Annotated in this window: 20 protein-coding genes; 7 read left to right on the plus strand and 13 right to left on the minus strand. The window is 66.3% G+C overall.

Annotated features, from left to right (window positions below):
* Positions 1 to 4: 4 nt before the first annotated feature.
* Positions 5 to 1,183, plus strand: a complete 1,179-nt coding sequence (locus ACXHGZ_RS15050) for a vWA domain-containing protein (protein WP_368829939.1) — start codon at positions 5 to 7, stop codon at positions 1,181 to 1,183.
* Positions 1,184 to 1,270: 87 nt separating this feature from the next.
* Here ACXHGZ_RS15050 and ACXHGZ_RS15055 read toward each other — a convergent pair whose 3' ends face one another.
* The 4 genes from ACXHGZ_RS15055 to ACXHGZ_RS15070 are packed head-to-tail and all read right to left on the minus strand — an operon-like array spanning position 1,271 to position 4,956.
* Positions 1,271 to 2,188 carry a 5-oxoprolinase subunit C family protein gene (locus ACXHGZ_RS15055; RefSeq protein WP_480460427.1) on the minus strand — a complete coding sequence of 306 codons (918 nt, stop codon included), beginning with the start codon at positions 2,186 to 2,188 and terminating at the stop codon, positions 1,271 to 1,273.
* The gene (pxpB, locus tag ACXHGZ_RS15060) at positions 2,185 to 2,880 is read right to left on the minus strand and encodes a 5-oxoprolinase subunit PxpB (protein WP_480464065.1); all 696 of its coding nucleotides are present in this window, start codon (positions 2,878 to 2,880) and stop codon (positions 2,185 to 2,187) included. Before pxpB ends, ACXHGZ_RS15055 begins: the two co-directional genes overlap by 4 nt.
* Positions 2,880 to 3,632 carry a 5-oxoprolinase subunit PxpA gene (locus ACXHGZ_RS15065; protein ID WP_480464066.1) on the minus strand — a complete coding sequence of 251 codons (753 nt, stop codon included), beginning with the start codon at positions 3,630 to 3,632 and terminating at the stop codon, positions 2,880 to 2,882. The genes pxpB and ACXHGZ_RS15065 overlap by 1 nt, the downstream gene beginning before the upstream one ends.
* Positions 3,633 to 3,669: 37 nt before the next feature.
* Positions 3,670 to 4,956: an MFS transporter gene (locus ACXHGZ_RS15070; RefSeq protein ID WP_324817761.1), complete on the minus strand. Its 1,287-nt coding sequence runs from the start codon at positions 4,954 to 4,956 to the stop codon at positions 3,670 to 3,672.
* 130 nt (positions 4,957 to 5,086) lie between these two features.
* Here ACXHGZ_RS15070 and ACXHGZ_RS15075 point away from each other — a divergent pair, with 130 nt between their 5' ends.
* Positions 5,087 to 5,998 carry a LysR family transcriptional regulator gene (locus ACXHGZ_RS15075; RefSeq protein ID WP_084858387.1) on the plus strand — a complete coding sequence of 304 codons (912 nt, stop codon included), beginning with the start codon at positions 5,087 to 5,089 and terminating at the stop codon, positions 5,996 to 5,998.
* Positions 5,999 to 6,106: 108 nt separating this feature from the next.
* Here the strand turns inward: ACXHGZ_RS15075 and ACXHGZ_RS15080 are convergent, their stop codons facing one another.
* From ACXHGZ_RS15080 to ACXHGZ_RS15090, 3 genes are read right to left on the minus strand one after another with little or no spacing between them, the layout of a single operon-like run.
* Positions 6,107 to 6,628, minus strand: coding sequence for a DUF2937 family protein (locus tag ACXHGZ_RS15080; RefSeq protein WP_480460428.1), 522 nt, complete (start codon positions 6,626 to 6,628; stop codon positions 6,107 to 6,109).
* A gap of 12 nt (positions 6,629 to 6,640) precedes the next feature.
* Positions 6,641 to 7,414, minus strand: coding sequence for a class II glutamine amidotransferase (locus ACXHGZ_RS15085; RefSeq protein ID WP_480460429.1), 774 nt, complete (start codon positions 7,412 to 7,414; stop codon positions 6,641 to 6,643).
* A gap of 16 nt (positions 7,415 to 7,430) precedes the next feature.
* A complete protein-coding gene (locus ACXHGZ_RS15090; protein ID WP_480460430.1) occupies positions 7,431 to 7,925 on the minus strand; it encodes an MFS transporter in 495 nt (164 codons plus the stop codon).
* Positions 7,926 to 8,127: 202 nt separating this feature from the next.
* Between ACXHGZ_RS15090 and ACXHGZ_RS15095 the strand changes: the two genes are divergently transcribed.
* Positions 8,128 to 10,170, plus strand: a complete 2,043-nt coding sequence (locus tag ACXHGZ_RS15095; RefSeq protein WP_480460431.1) for a S9 family peptidase — start codon at positions 8,128 to 8,130, stop codon at positions 10,168 to 10,170.
* A 63-nt stretch (positions 10,171 to 10,233) separates the two neighbouring features.
* Here the strand turns inward: ACXHGZ_RS15095 and ACXHGZ_RS15100 are convergent, their stop codons facing one another.
* Positions 10,234 to 10,509 carry a hypothetical protein gene (locus ACXHGZ_RS15100; RefSeq protein ID WP_480460432.1) on the minus strand — a complete coding sequence of 92 codons (276 nt, stop codon included), beginning with the start codon at positions 10,507 to 10,509 and terminating at the stop codon, positions 10,234 to 10,236.
* A 131-nt stretch (positions 10,510 to 10,640) separates the two neighbouring features.
* Here ACXHGZ_RS15100 and ACXHGZ_RS15105 point away from each other — a divergent pair, with 131 nt between their 5' ends.
* From ACXHGZ_RS15105 to ACXHGZ_RS15115, 3 genes are all read left to right on the plus strand, one after another.
* Entirely contained in the window at positions 10,641 to 11,012 is a 372-nt protein-coding gene (locus ACXHGZ_RS15105) for a YajD family HNH nuclease (RefSeq protein ID WP_084858381.1), read from the plus strand.
* Between the two features lie 68 nt (positions 11,013 to 11,080).
* Positions 11,081 to 11,551, plus strand: a complete 471-nt coding sequence (locus tag ACXHGZ_RS15110) for an RNA methyltransferase (protein WP_480460433.1) — start codon at positions 11,081 to 11,083, stop codon at positions 11,549 to 11,551.
* 158 nt (positions 11,552 to 11,709) lie between these two features.
* A complete protein-coding gene (locus ACXHGZ_RS15115; RefSeq protein WP_084858379.1) occupies positions 11,710 to 12,045 on the plus strand; it encodes a YgaP family membrane protein in 336 nt (111 codons plus the stop codon).
* A gap of 16 nt (positions 12,046 to 12,061) precedes the next feature.
* Here ACXHGZ_RS15115 and ACXHGZ_RS15120 read toward each other — a convergent pair whose 3' ends face one another.
* Together ACXHGZ_RS15120 and ACXHGZ_RS15125 are read right to left on the minus strand one after the other, a co-directional pair.
* Complete coding sequence (locus ACXHGZ_RS15120) at positions 12,062 to 13,270, minus strand: hypothetical protein (protein ID WP_480460434.1); 1,209 nt, start codon at positions 13,268 to 13,270, stop codon at positions 12,062 to 12,064.
* Between the two features lie 48 nt (positions 13,271 to 13,318).
* On the minus strand, positions 13,319 to 13,768 hold the full coding sequence (locus ACXHGZ_RS15125; RefSeq protein WP_084858377.1) for a YcgN family cysteine cluster protein: 450 nt from the start codon (positions 13,766 to 13,768) through the stop codon (positions 13,319 to 13,321).
* Between the two features lie 145 nt (positions 13,769 to 13,913).
* Between ACXHGZ_RS15125 and ACXHGZ_RS15130 the strand changes: the two genes are divergently transcribed.
* A complete protein-coding gene (locus ACXHGZ_RS15130) occupies positions 13,914 to 14,507 on the plus strand; it encodes a nitroreductase family protein (protein ID WP_465001325.1) in 594 nt (197 codons plus the stop codon).
* Between the two features lie 118 nt (positions 14,508 to 14,625).
* Here ACXHGZ_RS15130 and ACXHGZ_RS15135 read toward each other — a convergent pair whose 3' ends face one another.
* The 3 genes from ACXHGZ_RS15135 to rnd all read right to left on the minus strand — a co-directional run bounded on the left by ACXHGZ_RS15135 (position 14,626) and on the right by rnd (position 17,060).
* Positions 14,626 to 15,558, minus strand: a complete 933-nt coding sequence (locus ACXHGZ_RS15135) for a D-2-hydroxyacid dehydrogenase (RefSeq protein WP_480460435.1) — start codon at positions 15,556 to 15,558, stop codon at positions 14,626 to 14,628.
* 78 nt (positions 15,559 to 15,636) lie between these two features.
* Positions 15,637 to 15,930: a YcgL domain-containing protein gene (locus ACXHGZ_RS15140; RefSeq protein WP_043215465.1), complete on the minus strand. Its 294-nt coding sequence runs from the start codon at positions 15,928 to 15,930 to the stop codon at positions 15,637 to 15,639.
* Positions 15,930 to 17,060, minus strand: coding sequence for a ribonuclease D (gene rnd, locus ACXHGZ_RS15145; RefSeq protein ID WP_324817005.1), 1,131 nt, complete (start codon positions 17,058 to 17,060; stop codon positions 15,930 to 15,932). The genes ACXHGZ_RS15140 and rnd overlap by 1 nt, the downstream gene beginning before the upstream one ends.
* Between the last annotated feature and the right edge of the window lie 44 nt (positions 17,061 to 17,104).

Here is a 17,104-nt window from a genome sequence, read left to right on the forward strand (position 1 = left end):
GGCCATGCTGCTCAACCTGTTCAATGAAATGCGCGCGGCCAAGGTGCCGGTGTCGGTGCGCGAACTGCTCGACCTGCTCAATGCCTTGCAGCAGCGGGTGGTGTTCGCCGACATGGACGCGTTCTATTACCTGGCCCGGGCCATCCTGGTGAAGGACGAACGGCATTTCGACAAGTTCGACCGGGCCTTCTCGGCCTATTTCAAGGGCCTGGAAAACCTCGACCGACACCTGGAGGCACTGATTCCCGAGGACTGGTTGCGCAAGGAGTTCGAGCGCTCGTTGAGCGACGAGGAGCGTGCGCAGATCCAGTCCCTGGGCGGGTTGGACAAGCTCATCGAGGCATTCAAGAAGCGCCTGGAGGAGCAGAAGGAACGCCATGCCGGCGGCAACAAGTGGATCGGCACCGGCGGCACCAGCCCGTTCGGCTCCGGCGGCTACAACCCCGAGGGCATCCGCGTGGGCGAGGCCGGCAAGCGCCAGGGCAAGGCGGTCAAGGTCTGGGACCAGCGCGAGTACAAGAACCTCGACGACCAGGTCGAACTGGGCACACGCAACATCAAGCTGGCCTTGCGCCGGCTGCGCAAGTTCGCCCGCGAAGGCGCCGCCGAGGAACTGGACATCGATGGCACCATCGACCATACCGCCCGGGATGCCGGGCTTCTGAACATCCAGATGCGCCCCGAGCGACGCAACACGGTCAAGCTGCTGTTGCTGTTCGACATCGGCGGCTCGATGGACGCCCATATCAAGGTCTGCGAAGAACTGTTCTCAGCCTGCAAGACCGAGTTCAAGCACCTGGAGTACTACTACTTCCACAACTTCGTCTACGAGTCGGTGTGGAAGAACAACCTGCGCCGTACCTCGGAGCGTTTCTCCACGTTCGACCTGCTGCACAAGTACGGCGACGACTACAAGGTGGTATTCGTCGGCGATGCGGCCATGGCGCCCTACGAAATCACCCAGCCCGGTGGCAGCGTGGAGCACTGGAACGAGGAAGCCGGGTATGTATGGATGCAGCGCTTCATGGAGAAGTTCAGGAAGATCATCTGGATCAATCCCTATCCGAGGCAGGCCTGGGACTACACCGCCTCGACCCACCTGGTGCGCGACCTTATCGAAGACAAGATGTATCCGCTGACCTTGCAAGGGTTGGAGGAAGGGATGCGCTACCTGTCCAAATAGCGTGCTGCCCCAATCGCCGGCAAGCCGGCTCCCACAAAAGGCAGCACCCATCGTGGGAGCCGGCTTGCCGGCGATCGGGCCGGTGGCCTACCGCCAACGATCCAGGTATTGCTGCTGCTCTTGCCAGGCCAAATCCTGCACCACCGCCCTGAACCGCACCACCGCTCCCGGCAGGCACTGCGCCAGCCGCGCCAACGCCAGCGGCGTCAACGCACCCAGCCGCGGGTACCCGCCAATCGTCTGTCGGTCATTGAGCAGCACGATCGGCTGCCCATCCGGCGGTACCTGCACGCCCCCAAGCGGTATCCCTTCGGAAATCATCGGCGCCCCCTGGTAGACCAATTGCGGCCCCAGCAGGCGAACGCCCATGCGGTCGGCACGGCTGTCCAGGGTCCAGTCGCGGTTGAACGCCTCGAACAGGCTGGTGCCGCTGAACTGGCCGATCTGCGCCCCCATCACCAGGTCCAGTGCTGGCGTGCCCTGGTAATCCGGTCGCAATGACTCCGGCACCGCCCGCAGCGTCGGCGAGCTGCCGGCGAACGCCAGCACCTGCCCCTTGGTAAGCGCCGCGCCTTGCCCGTTGAGGCCGCCCAGGCCCTCGCGCACCACTGTCGCACAGCTGCCCAGCACCGCCTCGGCCTGGAACCCGCCGGGTGCCGCAAGGTAGGCGCGTGCGCCCTGCCGAGGCTGGTGCAGGCTCAGGCGCTGGCCCTTGGCGAGCCGCACGCTGCGCCAGGGCCGGACCGGCTGGCCATCGACTTGTGCATCCAGGTCGGCGCCTGCCAGGGCAAGCGTACAATCCTGCTCGGCCACCACACCGAAGCCTCCCAGCGTCACCTCCACCACCGGCGCATCCAAGGCGTTGCCCAGCAGCCAGTTGGCCCAGCGCAGGGCCACCCAGTCCAATGCACCGCCCTGGGTGACGCCCAGGTGGCGCACGCCGAAACGCCCGGCATCCTGCACCTGGCACAGCGGCGTGCTGGTGTCGATCGTCAACTGGTTCATGCCAGGGCCTCCAACGGGGTGTCATCGCCGCCCAACGCCATGAACTCGGCATGGGACACCGCTACGAAGCGTACCCGGTCCCCCGGTTGCAAGAGGCTGTAGCCGTCGCGCTCGCGGTCGAACAGCTTCACCGGGGTACGGCCGATCAGGTTCCACCCCCCCGGAGACACCGCCGGGTAGGCGGCAGTCTGCCGCTCGGCGATACCCACGCTGCCGGCGGCCACGCGCTTGCGCGGGGTATTCAGCCGCGGGCTGGCCAGGCGTTCGTCCACCAGCCCCATGAAACCGAACCCCGGGGCGAAGCCCAAGGCGAACACCGGATATTCGCGTGCGCAATGCAGGCGCACCACCTCAGCCTCACTCAAGCCGCTCCGGGCTGCCAGCTGCGGCAGTTCCGGCCCGACGCTGGCGTGGTACCACACGGGCATCTCGTGCCGGCGCCCGGCATTGCCGGTGTCCGGCTGCAAGCCCTCCAGGGCCTTGCCGATCAGCGCCCTCGCCTCGCCCGGAGCCGACGCGAACTGCACCATCAGCGTGGTGTAGGACGGCACCAGGTCGACCAGGCGCGCGCCGAAAGCCGCACGCAGACGCTCGCTGGCGGCCAGTATCCAGGGCATGTTGGCCTCCTCGATGGTGTCGAACAGGCGCACCATCATGCTATCGATGGCCACCACCTCGATGCGTGGGCCGATCATGGTTGCACCAACGCATCGAGGGCCTGGCGGATCTGCCGCACTGCCGCCACGGAGCTGTCGTTGTCGCCATGTACACACAGGGTGCTGGCATCCAGTTGCAGGGCGCTGCCGTCAGCGGCCACCAGAGCCTGGCCACGCGCCAGGCGCAGGGCCTGCTCGAGCACCTGCGCCGGGTCGTGGTGCACCGCGCCTGGCAAGCGCCGGGACACCAGGTGGCCGCTGGCGGTATAGGCGCGGTCGGCGAAGGCTTCGAACCACAGCGGCACGCCCACCGCCGCGCCCAGGGCCCGGGCGGCGCTATCGTCGGCAGTGGCCATGAGCATCAGCGGCAAGCTGGCGTCATAGGCGGCCACGGCCTCGAGTACGGCACGCAATTTGAGCGGGTCGGCCATCATGTCGTTGTACAGCGCGCCATGGGGTTTCACATAGGCCACGCGACCACCAAGCACCCTGCAAATGCCATCCAGGGCGCCGATCTGATAGTGCAGCAGGTCGCGGATCTCCTCGCTGCTGCAGGCCATGGAGCGGCGGCCGAAGCCGACCAGGTCCGGGTAGGCCGGGTGCGCACCGATGGTCACACCGTGCGCCAGCGCCAGGGCCACGGTGCGGCGCATGGTGCCCGGGTCGCCGGCATGGTAGCCGCAGGCGATGTTGGCGCAATCGATGTAGGGCATGACCTCGGCGTCCAGGCCCATGCGCCAGCTGCCGAAACTCTCGCCCATGTCGCAATTGAGTAGCAGGCGTTTCACCGGTGGGGTTCCCTTGTGGCTGTTCATGTTGCCTACCTTACCGTGCCTTGAGTTGTTTGCCGCGTGTTTCCGGCAGGCTCAGGGCGGCAAGAATCACCACACCGTAGGACACCGCGGCGAAGCCACCAATCCCCAGCCCCAGCGGCACCTTCTGGCTGAGCATGCCGATCAACAGCGGGAAGAAAGCGGCGATGGCCCGCCCCACGTTGTAGCAGAAGCCCTGCCCCGAACCACGGATACGCGTGGGGAACAGTTCGGTGAGAAAGGCGCCCATTCCGCTGAAGATGCCCGAGGCGAAAAAGCCCAGGGGGAAGCCCAGCCACAACATGACGCCATCGCTCACCGGCATCTGGGTATAGAGCAGCACGATGACGAACGAGCCGACGGCGAACAGGATGAAGTTCTTCTTGCGGCCGAGCAGGTCGGTCAGGTACGCGCTGACCACGTAGCCGACATAGGAGCCGATGATGACCATGGCCAGGTAGCCACCGGTGCCCAGCACGCTCAGGCCGCGTTCGTTCTTGAGGAAGGTCGGCAGCCAGGAAGTGATGGCGTAGTAGCCTCCCAGTGCCCCGGTGGTCAGCAGCGAAGCGCGCAAGGTGGTCCACAGCATGCCTGGGGCGAAGATCTCGTAGAAGCGCGACGGCGCCTCGGTCTTCTCCACTGCCTTGGCCTCGCGATAGACCTCCGGGTCCTTGACCAGGCGGCGAACGAAGATCACGAACACCGCCGGCACGATGCCCAGCAGGAACAGCGCGCGCCAGGCCTGCTCCGGTGGCAGGACGGAGAACAGCAGCGCATACAGGATGGCCGTCAGGCCCCAGCCAATGGCCCAGCCGGACTGCACCATGCCCACGGCCTTGCCACGGTCCTGGGCGCGGATCACCTCGCCGATCAGCACTGCGCCGGCGGTCCATTCACCACCGAAGCCGAAGCCCATCAGGGTACGCGCCACCAGCAACTGCTCGTAGCTCTGGGCGAAGCCGCAGAGGAATGTGAAGAAGGCGAACCACAGCACCGTCAGCTGCAAGGTGCGCACACGGCCGATGCGGTCGGACAGGATGCCGGCGATCCAGCCGCCCAGGGCCGAGGCGATCAGCGTGCTGGTGTGGATCAGCCCAGCCTCGGCGGTGGTGATGCCCCACATGAGGATCAGGGTGGGGATGACGAAGCTCAGCATCTGGGTGTCCATGCCATCGAGGCCGTAGCCGATCTTGCAGCTCCAGAAGGTGCGTCGCTGCTGACGGTCGATGTCGCGGTACCAGGCGAAGGGGCCGGTGGACGGGCGGGTGGGCGCCTGCTGCTGCACGCCGGTTGGGTTCATGAATGCCTCGGCTTGTTGGTATTGTTTTATGGACGACGCCTGGCGTCGCGGCCTGGGTATCATTGTTCAAAGGCTGCGGGGGCAGCGTCCAACGATAAAAACCGCCGGTCTGGAACAAGAAAAACTGATCATGAATCTGCGCTTTCTCGAAACCTTCGTCTGGGTCGCCCGGCTCAAGAGCTTCAGGCTCACCGCCGAGAAGCTGTTCACCACCCAGGCGTCGGTGTCCAGCCGCATCGCCGCGCTGGAGGCGGACCTTGGGGTGAAACTGCTGCTGCGCGACTCCCGCGGCGTCAGCCTGACCCCGGAAGGCAGCAAGGTGCTGGAGTACGCCGAACGCATGCTCGATACCGCCAAGGCCATGAAGCAGTCACTGGACAGCGACAGGACCAAGGTGGGGCGGATCCGCATCGGCGTCATGGACACGGTGATCCATACCTGGATGAGCGCGCTGGTGGCCGAGCTCACCGAGCGCTACCCCCAGGTGGAGATCGAACTGGTGGCCGATACCGCGCTGAACCTGCGCGAACAGCTGCAAAAAGGCTTTCTCGATGTGATCCTGCAGACCGACCTACTGCGCCAGGAGTCGATCCGCAGCACCGACCTGGCACGCTACCCCATGGGCTGGGTCGTTGCAGCGGGCTCCCTGCAACACCGCGACTACGCCTCGCTGGCGGAGCTGGCCCGGGAGCGTATCGTCACCTTCTCCAAGAACTCCCGTCCGCACCAGGAAGTGCTCAGCCTGCTGCAGGCCGCAGGTGCCCAGGCGCCACGGCTGAACTGCGTGAACTCGGTGGCGGCCATCACGCGCCTGCTGCGCGATGGCTTCGGCATCGGCGCCCTGCCGCCGGCACTGGTGGATGCCGAGCTGGCCCGGGGCGAGCTGGTGTTGCTGGGCGGGCTGCAGCCACCGCCGAGCCTGGAGCTGGTGGTGGCCTGGCAGACCGGCGTGGCGTTGGTGGATGAGGTGGTAGGGGTGTGCAAGCAGGTGCTGGAGCGTTATGCGCGGGATGTGGGGGAACAGCGGATCGTGCTGGTCTGACAGGCCCCTGGGGCCGCTACGCGCCCCTTTCGCGGCGCAAGGCCGCGCAGGCCACGTACCTGTAGGAGCGGCCTCGTGCCGCGAAAGGGCCGCAAAGCGGCCCCAGGCCTAGCGCCAACTCTCTTTGACAGCCTTGCGCCGACCGCCAAGCACCACCCAGCCAAGCCCCACCAGCAGGCTCTCGACCAGCAACGCCAGCACGAACCCCGCGCCAAGCCCCCAGCCGATAGCCTCGGGCACCAACAGCACCTGGTAGCTGTAGCCCTTGAGCGTCTCGTCACGCAGTTGCGGATCGGCCTGCACCAGCACATGCCAGGTGCGGCTCGGCCAGGGCGCTTGCAATGCCTGCCATTCCTTTTCCAGCAGCTGGTTGCGAACCAGCAGGCTTTCGATGCTGTTGGCGTCACTGTTGAACACCGGGTCGTCACTGGTGCGGTAATGGCGCACCAGTGCCTGGAGGTCACCGTTGAAGAAACGTTCGGCGGTCTGCCGGAAGCCATCGAGCGCCTCGCGCGACTCGAACAGGTGCGCCTCGACCCGTTGGCTGTAATCCTTGATCAGCCCCGGTACCTGGAGCCCGGCCAGCAGGCCGAAGGTGAACAGCAACAACCGCAGGTAACCTCTGAACATGCAACTGGCTTCCTAGCTCTGCCCGTGGGCGATGCATTCGCCATGGCGCCACAAGGCCCATTGACCCGGCTCGTAGCGCTGCCAGGTCTCGTTGTCGGTCAGGGCCTCGGTGGCGATCACCGTGACCACGTCGTTGGGGGTGGTTTCGGACTGGAAGTCGACATTGAGGTCGACATCCTTCAAACGCGCCGGGCCGAACGGCGCGCGCCGGGTGATGTGCACCAGCTTGGTCGAGCAGAAGCAGAACAGCCAGTCGCCATCGCTGAGCAGGCAGTTGAATACGCCCTTGCCGCGGTACCCGGCACAGGCTTCGACCAGCACCGGCAGCAGCTGTTCAATCTCGACAGGCTCCGGAAAGGCGGCGCGCACGCGGTTGAGCAGGTCGCAGAAGGCCGCCTCGCTGTCGGTGTCGCCTACCGGCCGGTAGAAGGTGACCTGGCCCTGGAATTCGCCAAGCTGGCCGTTGTGCGCGAAGCACCAGTTGCGCCCCCACAGCTCGCGCACGAACGGGTGGGTATTGGACAGGCAGACCTTGCCGACGTTGGCCTGGCGGATATGCCCGATGACCACTTCGCTCTTGATCGGGTAGCGCTGCACCAGGTTGGCCACCTCCGACTCGCTGCTCGCTGCCGGATCCTGGAACACGCGCAGGCCACGCCCTTCGTAGAAACCGATGCCCCAGCCGTCGCGGTGCGGGCCGGTACGGCCGCCGCGCTGCATCAGGCCGGTGAAGCTGAAGACGATGTCGGTGGGAACGTTGGCGCTCATGCCCAGCAGTTCGCACATGCTCCAGGCCCTCCGCCTACAACCGTGGCTCGACCCGGCCGCGGCCGGTGGCCACCGGCTGCGGGTCGTCGCGGTAGCGGTCGTGGCGCTCGGCAACCACCGAAGCGCGGGCGGTCACCTGCTCGTCCTCGACGGCCTGGCGCTGGGCGACGGCATCAGCCTTGGCCCGGCGTTCACGGGCGCGCTTTTCCAACGGCCAGCGCACCAGGACGAAAACGCCATACAGGATGAACGCGATCAAGCCGTACATAGCCAGGTCCGAAGCGGCACGCCAAGCGTTGTTGCCGACCTTGAAGGCCAAATCCAGGGCGGTGATGGCGATGGCCGGGGCGAAGCTCTCCTTGACCGGGTCAACGATGGTCGGGGTCAGCAGCAGCACTGCCAGGACCACCCGCAGCGGTTCGCGCAGCCAGCGCCACATCCAACCGGTGAGCTTGAGGCCTACCCACAGGCAGCCTAGGGCAGCCAGGGCATACAGGCCCCAGGCGAGCGTATAGTCGTTCTCGGTCATGGTGTTCGTGCAAGCCAGGTAAAGAGATGCCTATGATAAACACTTTTCAGGGCGCACACAGCGTCTCCCTGTCCCGGCCCCAATCGCCGGCAAGCCGGCTCCCACAGATTCAACGCTGCCCTCGAGGCTTATGCAGTACCTGTGGAGAGCTGGTTTGCCGGCGACAGCGCCAGGGCATGCAGCCCCAGCCAAGAGATCCCCAATGCCCAACAAGCCCCAGCCGCCCGTCGCTCGCAAAGACAACGCCACCGACCCCTATGCCTGGCTGCAGCAGCGAGACACGCCCGAGGTACTCGCCTACCTTCAGGCCGAGAACGCCTACCAGCAAGCCTGCCTGGCCGACCAGGCGCCCCTGCGCGAACAGCTGTTCGAGGAAATCAAGGCACGCATCCTCGAAACCGACCTGTCGCTCCCCTCCCCCTGGGGCCCCTACCTGTACTACACCCGCACCACGGCCGGCGATGAATACCCGCGTCACTACCGCTGCCCACGCCCAGCCGATGACTCCAATACCGTCGACCAAAGCCAGGAACAACTGCTGCTCGACCCCAACGCCCTGGCCAATGGCGGCTTCCTGTCCCTGGGTGCCTTCAACGTCAGCCCCGACCATCGCCTGCTGGCCTACAGCCTCGACACCAGTGGCGACGAAATCTACACCTTGTACGTGAAGGACCTGGCCAGCGGCACGGTCACCGCCCTGCCCTTCGACGACTGCGACGGCAGCCTGACCTGGGCCAACGACAGCCAGACGCTGTTCTTCGCCGAACTGGACGACACCCACCGCCCCTGGCGCCTGCGTCGCCATACCTTGGGCAGCAGCGAGGCCCAGACCGTGTTCGAAGAGCCCGACGGGCGCTTCTTCCTGCATTGCTACCGGGCCAGCTCCGAGCGCCAGCTGGTGCTGCTGCTCAACAGCAAGACCACCAGTGAAGCCTGGGTACTCGATGCCGCGACCCCGAATGCGGCCTTCACCTGCCTGGCACCACGGGTCGAGGGCCACGAGTACTTCCCTGACCATGGCCAGCTCGACGGCCAGTGGCGATGGTTCATCCGCAGCAACCAGGACGGCATCAACTTCGCCCTGTTCCAAGCCCCGGCCGAGCAGGTGCCCAGCCGCGAGCAATGGCAGGTGCTGGTACCGCACAGCGACCAGGTCATGCTCGAAGGCCTGAGCCTGAATGCCAGCGCCCTGACCCTGAGCCTGCGCGAAGGCGGCCTGCCAATCATCGAAGTGCGGCCCCAGGGCCTGGTGCCCTACCGTGTCGAGCTACCGGATGCCGCCTACAGCCTGTATGTGCAGGACAGCCTGGAGTTCGCCAGCACCCGTGTGCGGCTGCGCTATGAAGCGCTCAACCGACCGGCCCAGGTGCGCCAGTTGGACTTGGCCTCCGGCGAGCAGGTTGTGCTCAAGCAGACCCCGGTACTGGGCGAGTTCGATGCCGACGACTACGTCAGCGAACGCCTATGGGCCGTGGCCAAGGACGGCACCCGCGTCCCCATCAGCCTGGTGCGCCGGCGCGACGACCTGGGCCAGTGCGTACCGCTGTACCTCTACGGTTATGGCGCCTACGGCGAGAGCCTCGACCCGTGGTTCTCCCACGCCCGCCTGAGCCTGTTGCAACGCGGCGTGGCCTTCGCCATCGCCCATGTGCGCGGTGGCGGCGAGCTGGGCGAAGCCTGGTACCGGGCCGGCAAGCAGGCGCACAAGCAGAACAGCTTCGACGATTTCATTGCCTGTGCCGAGCACCTGATCGCCGAGGGCGTGACCACCCGCGAACGCCTGGCCATCAGCGGCGGCAGCGCTGGCGGCCTGCTGATGGGAGCAGTGCTCAACCAGCGCCCGGAGCTGTTCCGCTGCGCCATCGCCGAGGTGCCGTTCGTCGACGTGCTCAACACCATGCTCGACCCGGAACTGCCGCTGACCGTCACCGAGTACGACGAATGGGGCAACCCAGAGGAGCCGGAGGTCTACCAGCGGATCAAGGCCTATGCCCCCTACGAGAACGTCAAGGCCCAGGCCTACCCGGCCATGCTGGTGGTCGCCGGCTACAACGACAGCCGCGTGCAGTATTGGGAAGCGGCCAAGTGGGTGGCGCGACTGCGCACCTGCAAGACCGACGACAACCTGCTGCTGCTCAAGACCGAGATGGGCGCCGGGCACGGCGGCATGAGCGGGCGATACCAGGGGCTACGCGATGTGGCGTTGGAATACGCGTTCGTGCTCAACGAGTTGGGCGTGGTGTAGCCACAGGCCGCGTGGATCCGCGGCCTCCTGTGGGGCTTGTCCCGCCCCCACAACGAGGCCGTTTCAGTCTTGCCTGGGTGGCTGTTTCGGCGGCTCCTGCAACCCCGGCAACGGCTGGTCCTTGGGCGGCCCGGGCACCGGCATCGGCGGCAGCAGCGGCGCGCCGGGCTGGTTGTCACCGGCCTTGGGCGGCGTGCTCGGAGTGATCTGTGGATAGGGGGTCGGCGTCGGCGTACCCGGTGCACCGGGCACCGGCGTGAGGAGCCGAGGCTGCTGGCCAGCCGCGTCGGCCAGCGGCGTGGCGGCGAGAATCAGCGCGGCGAGGATCGCATGAACCATCGGCAACCTCCTGTCAGGGTATCCCTACAGGCTATGCCCAATCAGGCGTTTTCGCCTGTCCGAGCAGGGCCCAGGCGCGCTAGACTCAGTGACATAACCGTCATCTACCCGATTACAACAAAGGTAACACCATGAGTTCGGCCTCCACCTCCGCCGCCACCGCCCGCCTCGAGCGCATCCTTGCCGACGCCAAGCGCGACAAGGAAATGGGCTACCGCGACAAGGCCCTGAAGATGTACCCGCATGTCTGCGGCCGCTGCGCCCGCGAGTTCTCCGGCAAGCGCCTGTCGGAGCTGACCGTGCACCACCGCGACCACAACCACGACAACAACCCCCAGGACGGCTCGAACTGGGAACTGCTGTGCCTGTACTGCCACGACAACGAGCATTCGCGCTACACCGACCAGCAGTACTTCAGTGAAGGGTCCACCAGCACGCCGAGCATCGCCAAGGCCACCCACAACCCGTTTGCCGGGTTGGCGAGCCTGCTCAAGAAGGACTGACCCCGAATCGCCCCCCGCTGCTGCCGGTGAGCCCGTATAATCGCGCTTTTTGCGAAGGGCCCCGGTACGTGGCAAACAAACGGTACAGCTGCATTGGCCTGTTCAACCCCAAGTCCGCTGAGAACGTAGGTTCGGTGATGCGTGCGGCGGGTTGCTATGGCGTCAACTCGGTGTTCTACACCGGCAAGCGCTATGAGCGCGCCCGCGACTTCGTCACCGACACCAAGCGCGTGCACTACGACATCCCGCTGATCGGCATCGACGACCTGCAGCGCATCATCCCCTTGGGGTGCACCCCGGTGGCCGTGGAGCTGGTCAAAGGTGCACGCCCGCTTCCCGAATACACCCACCCTGACCGCGCCCTCTATATCTTCGGCCCCGAAGACGGCAGCCTCGACGCGAGCGTGCGCGCCTGGTGCGAAGAGACCATCTACATCCCCACCCAGGGCTGCATGAACCTGGCGGCGACCGTGAACGTGGTGCTGTACGACCGCATGGCCAAGGGGCTCAATACCCGCTCGGGGCCCAAATTCAAATAAGAAGGTGGCCTTGCATAGCCAGTACCGCCCTTATCGCCGGCAAGCCGGCGATAGGGCCAGCACTGGCGCAGGGCCTGTCCCGCACCACCCGGCAATCGAACTGAACGGGCAGGTGGTGCAGCGGGTCAGCTGCTTACACCTCAACTGGAGAGTTCGTCATGCGCGATACCCCTTTGCTTGTGCATACACGCAACGTCCACGGCTGGGAGCGCGCCAGCTCCCTGGCCGGCGGCGCCTTGATGATCAGCAAGGGCCTGCGCCACGGCGGCCTGGTCGGCCTGCTGCAGATCGTGGTGGGTGGCATGGCCCTGGCCCGGGGCGTCAGTGGGCACTGCTCGACCAAGGCCTGGTGGCAGCGACACCGGGCCGATTACCTGCGACTTCGCGGGGACATCGAACGCGGCGCGGCAGAGCTCAAGGCGCTCAAGGCCAGCGCCGAGGCGGCAACACAGGGCGTGACGGTGACCGGCGTCGAGACTAAGGCCAAGGGCTGAGGCGGCAGGCCTTTTCTCAACGCAGGACCTTGCTCTCCAGCACCTCGGACCGCCCCCCCAGCACGCTCTCGCTGAGCTGGATGAATTCCTCGGTGCTGACACTGGGCAAGCGCATCAACGCCCGGGTGACATCGTCCAGCGAGCGCTTGTCGTGGGTGTGCAGGCGGATCTCGCGATCCAGCGCCTGGAGCAGCAGCACGCCTCGGGCAACCTGGCCGACATCGGCGTGTTCACCACGCAGCCGGGAAACCTTGGCGCCACGCTTGTGCAGGCGTGCCTGCCAGGCCTCATAGCGGTCGTCGCTGATGCCGCCGGCGCGGCGCAGCACTTCGGTGGCGTAGTAGTCGGCCAGGCTTTCGCCCAGCCAGTCGCTGCCGTCACGGTCGTTGACCTGGGCGAACAGCTGCACCAGCTCACGCAGCAGCGGGCTGGCGCCGCTCTCGCCGATCAGCGGGCGGGTGCTGTGCAGGTAGATCGAATGATGCCCGGCCAGCGCGCCCCGCCACATCTCGTCGCGAGCGCCTACCAGCAATAGCTTGGGCGGGTTGCGCGGGAACACCGCCTGCAATTGCGGCCAGACGAAGGTCAGCAGGGTCAGGGTGTCCATCCGACGCATGCCCTGCCCCTGCGGCGCGGCCACGGTCACTTCGGTATCGCCCAAGCGCGCGCGGCGGCTGCCCAGGTTGCCGGCCAGCATCCAGCCGGTGGGCCGGTCGAACAGCCGCGAGACATCGTCGATGCGAAACTTCTGCTTGCCGATGCGCGGCCAGGCGGTTTCGACGCTTTTCCAGCCGGCCGGCAGCTCGAACGTCAGGCGCGCCACCAGCTCGGTGCCATCCTGCTGGTCCAGGCGCGCCGGCGGCACCAACTGGTCACCGCGCAGCAGCGCCCAGTCCGGGGTTATACGGCTCTCGTAGGCACCGCCGCGTGGTTTCTGGTCCAGCTGCACACGATAGCTGAGCCGGGGCTTGCCCGCAGCCGGGTGCCAGACGCCCCGCTCGCCCTGTACCTGCCATTGGCCATCGGCCTGGAAGTCGCTGTAGGCGCCCTGCTTGCCCAGGTCGAAATCCAGGCTGCGCACGGCGCTGCCATCGGCCAGGGTCAATTGCACCTCGGCCTGGCCGCTGGCCGGCAACAGGCGCACCTGGTAGTCCAGGTCGACCTTCTTGGCCCAGGCCGGCGCACAGGCCACCAGACCCAGGACCCACAACAGATGGCAACGCATGCAGAACTCCTTGTTCCAGAGGCGAAAGTAAAGGCAGGCGCGAGTCGCTCAGCTCGCGCGGAAGATCAGGTGATCCTCCCAGTCGTCTTCGTCGACATCATGCTCGCTGAGCATGCGCCCGGACTGGGAGATACGTTGTTCGTGCACCTGCGTACGGTCGCCGCACACCAGGTGGTGCCAGGCTGGCAGGTCCTTGCCTTCGCTGACCAGGCGATAGCCGCAAGTGCTCGGCAGCCATTTGAACTGGTCGGCCTTGCCGGGGGTGAGCTGGATGCAGTCGGGCACCTGGGCGAAGCGGTTGGGGTAGTCGCTGCACTGGCAGGTGGTCAGGTCCAGCAGCTTGCAGGCGATGCGCGTGTAGTAGACGCTGTTGTCGTCCTCGTCCTCGAGCTTCTGCAGGCAGCACAACCCGCAGCCATCGCAGAGCGACTCCCACTCTTGCGGGTCGAGCTGTTCAAGGGTCTTGCGCCGCCAGAAGGGCGCGTTGTCGGCGATCATCACACGTGTTCCTGCATTGAACTTCAATCCGCGGCGCGCGGCGGCGCCAGTCTAGAGCCTGTCCGGGGCCAATGCCAGACCGCTTGTCAGTACCGGCTGGACGCAGTAGCGTGCGCGCTTTCCCCGTCCCTTTGCAGGAGCAGCCATGAGCGCCAACCCACGCATCGCCGACTATGCGATCAACGAGCAATTCATCAACCGCTGGTCGCCACGGGCCTTCACCGCCGAGGCCATCTCCGAGGAAACCCTGTTGAGCTTCCTCGAAGCCGCCCGCTGGGCACCGTCGGCCTTCAACTCGCAACCCTGGCGGTTCCTCTATGCGCGCCGCGACACGGCGAACTGGGAGCGCTACCTGGGCATCCTCAACGAAGCCAACCGCAGCTGGGCGCAGCATGCCTCGGCCCTGGTGCTGGTGATGTCCAAGACCACCTTCGCCGCTCCCGGCGCCAGTGAGGAACGACCAGCGCTGTGGCACACCTTCGACACCGGCTCAGCCTGGGGGCACATGGCCTTGCAGGCCAGCATCAGCGGCTGGCACACCCACGGCATGGCCGGCTTCGACCAGGACCTGGCACGCCAGGAGCTGAAGATTCCCGAAGGCTACGTGCTGCATGCCATGGTCGCGATCGGCAAGCTGGGCGACAAGGCCAGCCTGGCCGAGGCCCTGCAGGCCCGCGAAATGCCAAGCCCGCGCCGGCCGTTGAGCGAGTTGGCGGCCGAGGGTGATTTCAGCCTCTGATCCCTGTGCTGGCTGCACTGGACCTATCGCCGGCAAGCCGGCTCCCACCCGGACAGCGGTGACGTCGTACCTGTGGGAGCCGGCTTGCCGGCGATAGGGCCAATGCAGTCAATGCAGATTAATAGCCCCTCGAGAAATCCACTTCCCCGCGCAACCCCTGCCCCGCCTGGTACGCCTGCACATTCTCGACGAACAACCGCACCATTGCCGCCGGCGAAGTGGGCGCCGAGCTGTGCCCGGTCAGCAGCAGGCCCCAGGCGGTCCAGAACGGGTGCTGCCGGGGCAACGGCTCCTGGCGGCAGACATCGATCACCGCCCCCGCCAGGTGGCCTTCCTTCAAGGCGTGCACCAGGTCGGCGTCGACCACCGCCACGCCGCGCCCGGCATTGATGAACAGTGCGCTGGGCTTGAAGCGCTTGAACAGCGCCGCATCGTACAAGTCGTGGGTAGCCGGGGTGTCCGGCAGCAGGTTGAGCACGTAGTCGGCCTGCTCCACCATGCGAGGCAGATCCGCGAGCCCGGCCACTTCGACGAACGGCGCCTGTTCCCGCGCCTGGCTGGCGATACCGTGAAGGATCGCCCCGAACGGCACCAGGAACTCGGCCACCCGCTGGCCGATATCGCCCGTGCCGACCACCAGCACCCGACGCCCCTCCAGGCTGCGCCCCGGGCGATCGTCCCAGCGCCGCTCGACCTGGCTGACCAGGCGCGCCAGCACATCGCGCTCGTGAATCAGCATGTAGGTGAGCATGTATTCGGCCATTACCTGGCCGAAGATGCCCACGGCACGGGTCAGGCGATAGTCACGTGGCAGCCCGTCGGCCAGCAGCGGGGTGATGCCGGCCCAGGTGGACTGTATCCACTCGGGGCGATGGCCCTGGCGCAGGAGGCTGGCCAGCAGGTCCGGCTGGCCCAGCCAAACCGGGCAACCGGCGGCCTGGCGCGCCAGCTCGGCGGAATCATTGCTGGTGACGATCTCCAGCGTCGGCGCCGCCTCGCCGAGCAGGCGGGCATAGTTGGCATGATCCTGTTCAGCGATCAGAACGCGCATGTACGAAACAACCTTGGCAAACAACGAAGACGGCCCGACAGGCGGGCCGCTTGACGAACGATGGGGACCAGGCCGGAATCAGGCCGGGTCGTTGCGGCGCAGCAGCTCTTCGGGCAAGTGCTCGATGTAGTCGTCCTCGGGCGGCGGCATCTGCAGGTGGTAGCCCTGGTTGTCGAGGTTCTCCAGCACCTTGGCGATATCCTCCCGGGCCAGCTTGCGCTCGGGGGTCAGCACCAGGTCGAAGGCATGCACGGGGGTGCCGAAGAACGGCAGCAGGGCTTCTGGAACGCGCGCCAGGCCTTCGGCCTTGAGCACGTAGAGGTACATTTCGTTCTTGCGGGGGCTCTTGTAGATCGAGCAGATACGTTTCATCAGGATTCTCCGGCGCCCGCCAGGTTGTCCAGCAGGGCCTGGCCCATGCGCTCACGGCGCCAGCCGCGCAGCGAATCGGGCAGTTGATAGGGGCCGTTGGGGAAGCCGCTCTTGAGCAAGGCTTCGAGGGTTTTCTTGCGCAGCATGAGCTCCGGCGCGATGCCCAGGCGCTCGCCTTCGGCCTGGCCGACCGCGCGCAGGCGCTTGAGCATGCCCGAGGCTTCGATCGGCAACGGCTCGGGCAAGGCCTGCGGCCACTGCTCGGCCGGCAGGCTCGCGGCGCGCTTGATCAGATCCAGCAGGAACTGGCCGTCCTGGCGGATGGTGCGCGGGTGCATGTCGTCGATCTTGGCCAGGGCCGAGAGGTTGTCCGGCTGGCTCTTGGCCATGGGCCACAACGAATGCTCGCGCAGTACACGATTGCGCGGCAGGTCGCGGCTGCGCGCCTCGCGCTCGCGCCAGGCACACAGCTCGCGCAGCACCGCCAGTTGCTGTGGGTTCAGCTTCCAGGCGAGCTTGACGTCGCGGTACAGGGTCTCGGGTTCTACCTCGCGGCGCAGCTGGGCGACCAACTCGGCGCCATCTTCCAGCACCCAGGCGTACTTGTCGTCAGATAGCCGTGGCCGCAGCGCGCTGAACAGCTCGGCCAAGTGCACGGCATCTTCGGCGGCATAGCTGACCTGGGTATCCGACAGTGGGCGCTGCAGCCAGTCCGAACGGGTCTCGCCCTTGGGCAGCTCCAGGCCCAGCACGTCCTGTACCAGGCGCGAATAGCCCATGGAGAAACCGATGTTCAGGTAGCCGGCTGCCAGCTGAGTGTCGAACAGCGGTTGCGGCAGCTTGCCGGTCAGGCGCAGGAGCACTTCCAGGTCTTCGCTGCAGGCATGCAGCACCTTGACCACGCCCGGGTCGTCGAGCAGCTCGGCCAGCGGCTGCCAATCGCGGATCAGCAACGGGTCGATCAGGTACGCCCGGTTGCCTTCACCGACCTGGATCAGGCCGGCCTTGGGGTAGAAGGTGTCGACCCGCATGAATTCGGTGTCGAGCGCTACGAAGGGCAGTTCGTGCCAGCCCCGGCAGTGTTCGGCCAGGGTCTGGTCGTCACGTATCCAGTGTATTTCTATGGCCACGAGGCTCTCCCACAAATATTGGCGCGCAGTATATACGGCGCGGG

Source organism: Pseudomonas shiyinii, assembly GCF_056725765.1.

Bases quoted from the DNA above. Each gene is read 5' to 3' on its own strand.
- ACXHGZ_RS15050 (WP_368829939.1), top strand. From the start codon at position 5: ATGCTGCTCAACCTGTTCAATGAAATGCGCGCGGCCAAGGTGCCGGTG.
- ACXHGZ_RS15055 (WP_480460427.1), bottom strand. From the start codon at position 2,188: ATGAACCAGTTGACGATCGACACCAGCACGCCGCTGTGCCAGGTGCAG.
- ACXHGZ_RS15070 (WP_324817761.1), bottom strand. From the start codon at position 4,956: ATGAACCCAACCGGCGTGCAGCAGCAGGCGCCCACCCGCCCGTCCACC.
- ACXHGZ_RS15075 (WP_084858387.1), top strand. From the start codon at position 5,087: ATGAATCTGCGCTTTCTCGAAACCTTCGTCTGGGTCGCCCGGCTCAAG.
- ACXHGZ_RS15080 (WP_480460428.1), bottom strand. From the start codon at position 6,628: ATGTTCAGAGGTTACCTGCGGTTGTTGCTGTTCACCTTCGGCCTGCTG.
- ACXHGZ_RS15085 (WP_480460429.1), bottom strand. From the start codon at position 7,414: ATGTGCGAACTGCTGGGCATGAGCGCCAACGTTCCCACCGACATCGTC.
- ACXHGZ_RS15090 (WP_480460430.1), bottom strand. From the start codon at position 7,925: ATGACCGAGAACGACTATACGCTCGCCTGGGGCCTGTATGCCCTGGCT.
- ACXHGZ_RS15095 (WP_480460431.1), top strand. From the start codon at position 8,128: ATGCCCAACAAGCCCCAGCCGCCCGTCGCTCGCAAAGACAACGCCACC.
- ACXHGZ_RS15100 (WP_480460432.1), bottom strand. From the start codon at position 10,509: ATGGTTCATGCGATCCTCGCCGCGCTGATTCTCGCCGCCACGCCGCTG.
- ACXHGZ_RS15105 (WP_084858381.1), top strand. From the start codon at position 10,641: ATGAGTTCGGCCTCCACCTCCGCCGCCACCGCCCGCCTCGAGCGCATC.
- ACXHGZ_RS15115 (WP_084858379.1), top strand. From the start codon at position 11,710: ATGCGCGATACCCCTTTGCTTGTGCATACACGCAACGTCCACGGCTGG.
- ACXHGZ_RS15120 (WP_480460434.1), bottom strand. From the start codon at position 13,270: ATGCGTTGCCATCTGTTGTGGGTCCTGGGTCTGGTGGCCTGTGCGCCG.
- ACXHGZ_RS15125 (WP_084858377.1), bottom strand. From the start codon at position 13,768: ATGATCGCCGACAACGCGCCCTTCTGGCGGCGCAAGACCCTTGAACAG.
- ACXHGZ_RS15130 (WP_465001325.1), top strand. From the start codon at position 13,914: ATGAGCGCCAACCCACGCATCGCCGACTATGCGATCAACGAGCAATTC.
- ACXHGZ_RS15135 (WP_480460435.1), bottom strand. From the start codon at position 15,558: ATGCGCGTTCTGATCGCTGAACAGGATCATGCCAACTATGCCCGCCTG.
- ACXHGZ_RS15140 (WP_043215465.1), bottom strand. From the start codon at position 15,930: ATGAAACGTATCTGCTCGATCTACAAGAGCCCCCGCAAGAACGAAATG.